The sequence below is a fragment of the Roseovarius gaetbuli genome (assembly GCF_900172365.1).
GTDB lineage: Bacteria > Pseudomonadota > Alphaproteobacteria > Rhodobacterales > Rhodobacteraceae > Roseovarius > Roseovarius gaetbuli.
Genome location: NZ_FWFJ01000014.1, coordinates 76,219 through 82,959 on the forward strand (window position 1 = coordinate 76,219; position 6,741 = coordinate 82,959).

The window sequence follows — 6,741 nt, forward strand, 5'->3', positions numbered from 1 at the left end:
AGGGAAGTTGCGCCATGACCGTCATGATAAGACGATTGGCAGATGGCTTTGCCGTCCTTGGGGGGGTGATCCTTTTGATCATCGTCGCTGTCACGACCACCAATACTTCGGCGTTCATCCTTGATCGCATCGCGGGGATGTTCGGCAGAAATGTTGCCGGGTTGCCGGGCTATGAGGACTTTGTCCAGCTGGCGATAAGCGGCGTTGCCCTGATGTTTTTTCCCTATTGTCAGGCACAGCGCGGGCATGTCGCGGTCGAGCTGTTCGTAGATCGCCTGCCCCAGCGGATGCAGCGTGGCCTTGACAGGCTCTGGCTGATCCTTACGGCGGGCATCGCGCTTTTCCTTGCCTATTGGATGGTGTTCGGCCTGCTTGAGGCGCGCTCTGACGGGGCGGTGACAAGCGTGCTTGGCTGGCCGGTGTGGCCTTTTTATAGTCCGGGGCTTGCCTCGATGATCCTCTGGGCGCTGGTGGCAATCTCGCAGATTTCGGGCCAGATTTCGGGGGCGCCACAGGATGCTTGATCCCATCACCATCGGCGTTATCGGCCTTGTCGTTCTCTTTGGCCTGTTGATCCTGCGCATGCCGGTCGGCATCGCGATGATCGCGGTCGGGATTGGCGGCACCTGGGTTCTGAGCCAGAGCGTCAGCTACATCCGCTTTGTGCCCTACCTCAAGCAATACAAAAGCCTGCTGTGGGAAAACGTCGCGAATTACGATCTCTCGGTTGTGCCGCTGTTTGTTCTCATGGGCTACGTCGCCGCCGAGGCGCGTTTGTCGAGCGATCTTTTCAAGGGGCTTGAGGCGCTGATGTCGCGGCTGCGCGGCGGCGTGGCAATGGCGGCCGTTGCGGCCTGTGGCGGGTTCGGGGCAGTGTGCGGCTCGTCGCTTGCGACGGCGGCAACGATGGGCAAGGTCGCCCTGCCCGAGCTGCGCGCGCTTGGCTATTCGCCACGCCTTGCCTCGGGCGCGCTTGCGGCCGGGGGCACGCTTGGCATCCTGATCCCGCCATCTGTGGCGCTGGTGATCTATGCGATCATCGTCGAAGGCTCGATCCTTCAGATGTTTCAGGCGGCGATCGTGCCGGGAGTTCTTGCGATGCTCGGGTTTATCGCCGTCATCGCCATTCAGGTGCGTATCAACCCAGCTATGGCACCCGAGCCCAAAACGATGGAGCCCGCCGCGCGACGGCTGGCCATCCGCCGTCTTTTGCCGGTTCTGATCATCTTTGGCGCGATCATCCTCGGGCTTGGTTTCGGGCTTTTCACCCCGACGCCGGCGGCAAGTATCGGCGTCTTTGCCGTGACCATCTATGGCTTTGCCCTGCGTCGCCTGACCGGCGAAGGCCTGAATTTCACCGGCCTGTTGCGTGCCATTCGCGCCACCGCGATCACCAGCGGGATGATCTATCTGATCCTGTTCGGCGCCGAGGTTCTGAAGGGGTTTTTCACCCGCACCAACCTGCCGCAGGCCTTGTCGGAATGGGCCGCCAATAGCGGAATGGACCCGATGTTGATCCTGATCATCATGCTGGTGATCTTCATCATCCTCGGCTGCTTCATGGAAAGCCTTGCGATGATCCTTGTGGTGGTGCCGTTCTTTTGGCCGACGCTTATCGCGCTGAATGGCGGCGATTATGCCACGGCAGAGACATCCGCCTTTGGGCTTGATACCGACAGCCTCAAGATCTGGTTCGGGATACTCGCGCTTATCGTGGTCGAGCTTGGCCTGATCACGCCGCCGGTGGGTCTGAACGTGTTCATCATCTCGTCGCTGTCCAAGGACACGCCGATGTCGACCGTGTTTCGCGGTGTGATGCCGTTCTTTGGCGCCGAGATCATTCGCGTCGCCCTGATCCTGATGCTGCCCGCGCTTACCCTCATGGTTCCACGGCTGATCGGCGGCTAGGGCATGGCAGGCCCGTTGCCGCCTTAGGGAAGCCCGAGGGCCCGCTTCTTGTCTGCCGCCCATTTCATGATCGTCAGATCAAAGGTCAGCGCCATGAGCGCGACGCAGATGCCCAGAACAAAGTTCTTGCCAAGATCGGTCCCCGCCAAGGTGCGCTGCAATTCCTGCCCAAGGTCCTGCGTGCCGATAAAGGCGGCGATGATGACCATGAAGAATGCGAACATGATCGCCTGATTGAACCCGATTGCCATGGTCGGAAGCGCCAGCGGTATTTGCACGTTCCACAGCTTTTGCATCCGCGTGGCGCCCGACATATCCGCGGCCTCGGTCATCTCGGGCGGCACGGTGCGCAGCCCTTCGATGGTGTATCGGATCAGCGGCACCGTCGCGAAAACCAGGATCGAAAAGATCACCGCGATGTCGGTGATCCCGAACAACATGATCGCCGGGATCAGGTAGACAAAACTCGGGAAGGTTTGCGCCGTGTCGCACACCAGCAGCATGCGAACAGACCATTTTTCGGATCGTGCTGCCAGAATGGCGGTGGGCAGCCCGATCAGCGCGGCAAGCGCCACGGCTGCGATCACCGAATAAAGCGTGATGATCGCACGATCCCACCACCCGGAAAGCGCGACAAACCCAAAGAAGATCACCGCGTAAATCGCCTGCTTGCGCCCGGCCAGCGCAAGGGCAAAGGCCGCGATCAGCAGGATGAAGGCCGGGGTCGGGATCGACAGCATGAAATTGCGGAACGGGATCAGAACCTGCACATTCAAAAAGGCGCGCAGAAAGCCCGTGGTCGCCTTGACCCATTCGATGTTCAAAAACGCCTTGATCAGGTCATCAAGTTCCCTGCCCTGCGACAGATCCTGACCGCGACCGATCTCAGCGGCAATCGGCACGACACGCGACAGCAGGCTAAAGAAAACGAACAGGGCAACGCCAAGCAAAAGCATTCTGTGACGTTTCCAGAACGGTGTCCCGCGCTCGAAATGTTCGGGCTGTTTGACGACCCACGCCTTTGACATCCGATCAAGCGTGACGGCAAGAAGAACGATCGTCACGCCAATTTCAAACGAGCGGCCAAGCTTGAAACTGCCCATCATCGCAAGCAGCTTTGCACCCAGTCCCGGCATGCCGATAAAGGCGGTCAGAACCACCATGGCGAGGCAGAGCATGATGACCTGGTTCACCCCCACAAGGATTTCGGTGCGCGCCGATGGCAGGTACACATGGCGCAGCATCTGAAACTTGGAACAGCCGCTCATCTTGCCGGCCTCGACAACCTCTTCCGACACCTTTTGCAGGCCGAGGGTTGTCATCAGGATCATCGGCGGGATGGCATAGATCGTCGTGGCCACGGCGCCCGCCGTCGGCCCCACCTTGAAGAAGATCACCGCAGGCAGAAGGTAGGTAAAGAACGGCAGGGTCTGAAGCACCGACAGGATCGGCCTGATCGCCCTGTCGACCCAGGCATATTTCCATGCGGCAATACCAAGCGACAGGCCGATGACAAAGGCAAGCGGCACTGAGATCGCCAGCACCGAAACAGTTTGCATCGCGATTTTCCACTGGCCGATAAGCGCGGTCCAGACAAGGGTGCCGCCCGCCAGAAGCGCCAGCCGCCAGCCCCCGAGATAGTAACCAACAACCGCCACCGCGGCGGTCAGGGCCGTCCATGACATCGGCCCGATGTTGGGCCAGCGACGTTTGCCGAAAAAGATGTTGGCCGACGCATCAAGCAGCCATTCCAGCCCCTCGGTCAGCGTGCGGGTGAAAACCAGCAAGCCCATGTCATCTTTTACAAAATTAAAGATCGCATCCAGCCAACCCGCAAAATTCGGGATCACGGCTTCGGGCAGACGGTGGAGCCACTCCGGCAGCAGCCCGAGATACTGGATCACCGTCAAAAGGGCCGCGACCGCAAGCAGGGAAAGCGCCGCCTGGCCTTTGTTAACCGGCATTGCATTGGATGTTAGGGAGTGCGTCGTCTCGCTCATCCCTCTGTCCCCAGAAGGATATCAAGCGCGGCCTTGCGCGACATCGCCCCGATGAGCGTGTTGTTCTTTTGCACCGGGATCATCTCGCGGCTGTCATTGACCAACATGCGCGCCATGCCTTGCACCGTGGCCTTGGCGTCAACCGGCTCGCCTTCGCCTTTGGCCCCGGCTTGCGCCAGCACACCTGCGTGAACAACCCGCGCCTTGTCGACGTCTTCCGTGAATTTGCGCACGTATTCCGTGGCCGGGTTCAACACGATCCGATCCGGCGTGTCGCATTGCTCGACCGCGCCGTCCTTCATGATGGCAATCCGGTCGGCAAGGCGCAGGGCCTCGTCAAAGTCATGGGTGATGAACACGATGGATTTGTTCAGCATTTGTTGCAGGCGCAGGAATTCATCCTGCATTTCCTTGCGAATAAGCGGGTCAAGCGCGCTAAAGGGTTCGTCGAGGAACCAGATGTCTGGCTCGATTGCGAGGCTGCGCGCGATGCCGACACGCTGTTGCTGACCGCCCGACAATTCGCGCGGAAAGTAATCTTCGCGGCCTTCAAGCCCGACCAACTTTACCACTTCCATCGCGCGTTCGCGGCGTGTGTGCCTGTCCTGACCGCGCATTTCCAGCGGGAAGGCGACGTTCTGAAGAACGGTGCGGTGCGGCAAGAGCCCGAAGGATTGAAACACCATGCCCATCTTGGAGCGGCGCAGCTCGATCAGCTCTTTTTCGGGCAATGACATGATGTCCTGCCCTTCGACGGAAATCGTGCCGCCGGTGATGTCATGCAGCCGCGAGAAACAGCGCACGAGCGTGGATTTACCAGAGCCAGACAGACCCATGATCACCAGCATCTCGCCCTTGTGGACGTCAATCGACACATCCTTGACGCCCGCGATATAGCCATCGGCGCGGATCTCGTCATAGCTTGTGCCCGGTGACATGCTTTCGAGATAGCCCTTGGGGTCCTTCCCGAAAATTTTCCAGACGTTCTTGCAAGAGATGACAGGGGTATCGGCTGACATGGGAATCCTTTTGAAAAAAGTCCCCGCCGGTCGAAACCGGACGGGGATTTGGCCGTTATCGGGTTGTTCGGATCTTACTCGATCCAGCCCGACCAGACGTCCTTGTTGTTTTCAAGCCATTCAGCCGCTGCATCTTCCGGCTCAAGCTCGTCGATATCGACAAGTTTCGCCATCTGGGCAATCTGCGGGTTGGTAAAGCTGATCTTTTCGAGCACGCCATAGGCGCCCGGCCATTTTTCCTGCATGCCCTCCCATGCAGCCTTTTTCAGATAGCCCGTCGCCGGGTTGCCGCAGTCGTAAAGCGCATCGGGGTTCGGACCAACAGCGGGGTCCTTGTCACAGCCGTCTTCCCATGCCGGGAACTCGACAAATTCACCGGGCCAGACGGCTTCGGCAAAGTTGGGGGTCCAGTTGAAGACCACAATCGGTTTCTTGTCCGCCTCGGCCGCGCCGATGGCAGCCCAGAGCGCAGCGGCAGACCCGGCGTTGACCACGACAAAATCCATATCGAGGGCCGCAACGCGTTCCTGACCATGCTTGAGCCAGTCCACGGGACCATCAAGATAGCGGCCCTTGTCGCCGCTTTCGGCGGTTGCAAAAACCGCGGCGCAATCATTCAGGGCTTCCCAGGACGGCAGACCGGGGCAGGCCTCTTTGGTCCACATCGGATACCACCAGTCTTCGCGTGTCACCGCATCATGGTCGCCCACGTCAACGATGCCGCCTTTTTCCTGCGCGGCCCGGAAGGACGCGCCAAAGGCCCCTTCCCAGACTTCAAGTTCCATTGTCACATCACCCAGACGTATCGATTCATAAACCGCCTGGCTATCGGTTGTGACGTATTCAACAGCGTTCCCCTTGGCTTCGAGAATCTGGCCAACGACATTCGACATCACGATCTGGCTTGACCAGTTGTGGATCGGAATCACGATCGGATCGCTGCTGTCTTCGGCCAGTGCGGCAAATGGCACCATTGCCAGTGCGCCTATTGTCAGAGCTTTGGTCATTCTTTTCATTCGTAGTCTCCCTGTTTGTTTGCACCGTCTTGCGGCGCAGTGGACGTTTCGCCACCTGGGCGCCGCCGAAATGCAAAACGATTCTCATGACCGCTTTCGTACATTCGCCCGCAGTCTCGCACCTTTTTCCTCTCAATCAACTTTTTTTCTAAAAATGAGAGGGGAGCAGGGCAAAAAACCTAATAAATCGCCGATTTCGCGAGGAATTGCGGCTCACCTGCCTCCAAATCATGCCCGAACGACGAAGCACGTCATTTCGCCGGGAAAAATTGGCGCGGTGATGCAGCATGTCGCGTTTCGAAGCCCAACCTTGTATCACGTGAGAAGGTGGGCCCACGATCCGCGCTGACCGGGGGCCGTCATCGCGGTGCGTGCAGGGGGCACAGCCGCTGCGCCACGCCGGTCTAAAACCCAGTCGGCCCACGCGTGTAAATGTAAGGGATGTTGGTAGCCGAGGAGGGATTTGAACCCCCGACACGCGGATTATGATTCCGCTCATCTTTGTTGATATCATTTGGAAAAATTTCCAACTGGGCAAAATTCAGCCCTAATCCATTCAATGGGTTACAAGAACTTTCGCAACTAACTATTTATCTCTTCCCGCCACGCATCCCCAATCACGCCGTCGCTATAGCAGAGACGAGCAGCAAGTGCTGCGTCACATCTGAGAGTGTTGATTGTCACTGAGAACTGACCCGGGATTGTCACCGAGACTTGACCCACCCAGTTGTTATGTTCTTTGCGTCATGATGGCGTCAATGCTGCTGTCTCCTTTCGTTTCTTTTTCGCTGTCTCGGA

At 58.6% G+C, this 6,741-nt stretch carries 5 protein-coding genes and 1 tRNA gene; 2 read left to right on the forward strand and 4 right to left on the reverse strand.

The window, feature by feature from the left end; all coding sequences use genetic code 11:
• The first annotated feature begins 14 nt into the window (after positions 1–14).
• On the forward strand, positions 15–524 hold the full coding sequence (locus tag ROG8370_RS09110; RefSeq protein ID WP_085826768.1) for a TRAP transporter small permease: 510 nt from the start codon (positions 15–17) through the stop codon (positions 522–524).
• Positions 517–1,908 carry a TRAP transporter large permease gene (locus ROG8370_RS09115; protein WP_085826769.1) on the forward strand — a complete coding sequence of 464 codons (1,392 nt, stop codon included), beginning with the start codon at positions 517–519 and terminating at the stop codon, positions 1,906–1,908. The genes ROG8370_RS09110 and ROG8370_RS09115 overlap by 8 nt, the downstream gene beginning before the upstream one ends.
• A gap of 23 nt (positions 1,909–1,931) precedes the next feature.
• Here ROG8370_RS09115 and ROG8370_RS09120 read toward each other — a convergent pair whose 3' ends face one another.
• From ROG8370_RS09120 to ROG8370_RS09135, 4 genes are all read right to left on the reverse strand, one after another.
• On the reverse strand, positions 1,932–3,872 hold the full coding sequence (locus ROG8370_RS09120) for an ABC transporter permease (protein WP_245827284.1): 1,941 nt from the start codon (positions 3,870–3,872) through the stop codon (positions 1,932–1,934).
• Between the two features lie 32 nt (positions 3,873–3,904).
• Complete coding sequence (locus ROG8370_RS09125; protein WP_085826771.1) at positions 3,905–4,927, reverse strand: quaternary amine ABC transporter ATP-binding protein; 1,023 nt, start codon at positions 4,925–4,927, stop codon at positions 3,905–3,907.
• A gap of 74 nt (positions 4,928–5,001) precedes the next feature.
• The gene (locus tag ROG8370_RS09130; RefSeq protein ID WP_085826772.1) at positions 5,002–5,943 is read right to left on the reverse strand and encodes an ABC transporter substrate-binding protein; all 942 of its coding nucleotides are present in this window, start codon (positions 5,941–5,943) and stop codon (positions 5,002–5,004) included.
• A 445-nt stretch (positions 5,944–6,388) separates the two neighbouring features.
• Positions 6,389–6,490 (reverse strand) — tRNA-Leu (locus ROG8370_RS09135).
• Positions 6,491–6,741: the final 251 nt, after the last annotated feature.

Coding starts and splice junctions, on each gene's coding strand:
- ROG8370_RS09130 (WP_085826772.1), bottom strand. CDS start 5,943: ATGAAAAGAATGACCAAAGCTCTGACAATAGGCGCACTGGCAATGGTG.
- ROG8370_RS09125 (WP_085826771.1), bottom strand. CDS start 4,927: ATGTCAGCCGATACCCCTGTCATCTCTTGCAAGAACGTCTGGAAAATT.
- ROG8370_RS09120 (WP_245827284.1), bottom strand. CDS start 3,872: ATGCCGGTTAACAAAGGCCAGGCGGCGCTTTCCCTGCTTGCGGTCGCG.
- ROG8370_RS09115 (WP_085826769.1), top strand. CDS start 517: ATGCTTGATCCCATCACCATCGGCGTTATCGGCCTTGTCGTTCTCTTT.
- ROG8370_RS09110 (WP_085826768.1), top strand. CDS start 15: ATGACCGTCATGATAAGACGATTGGCAGATGGCTTTGCCGTCCTTGGG.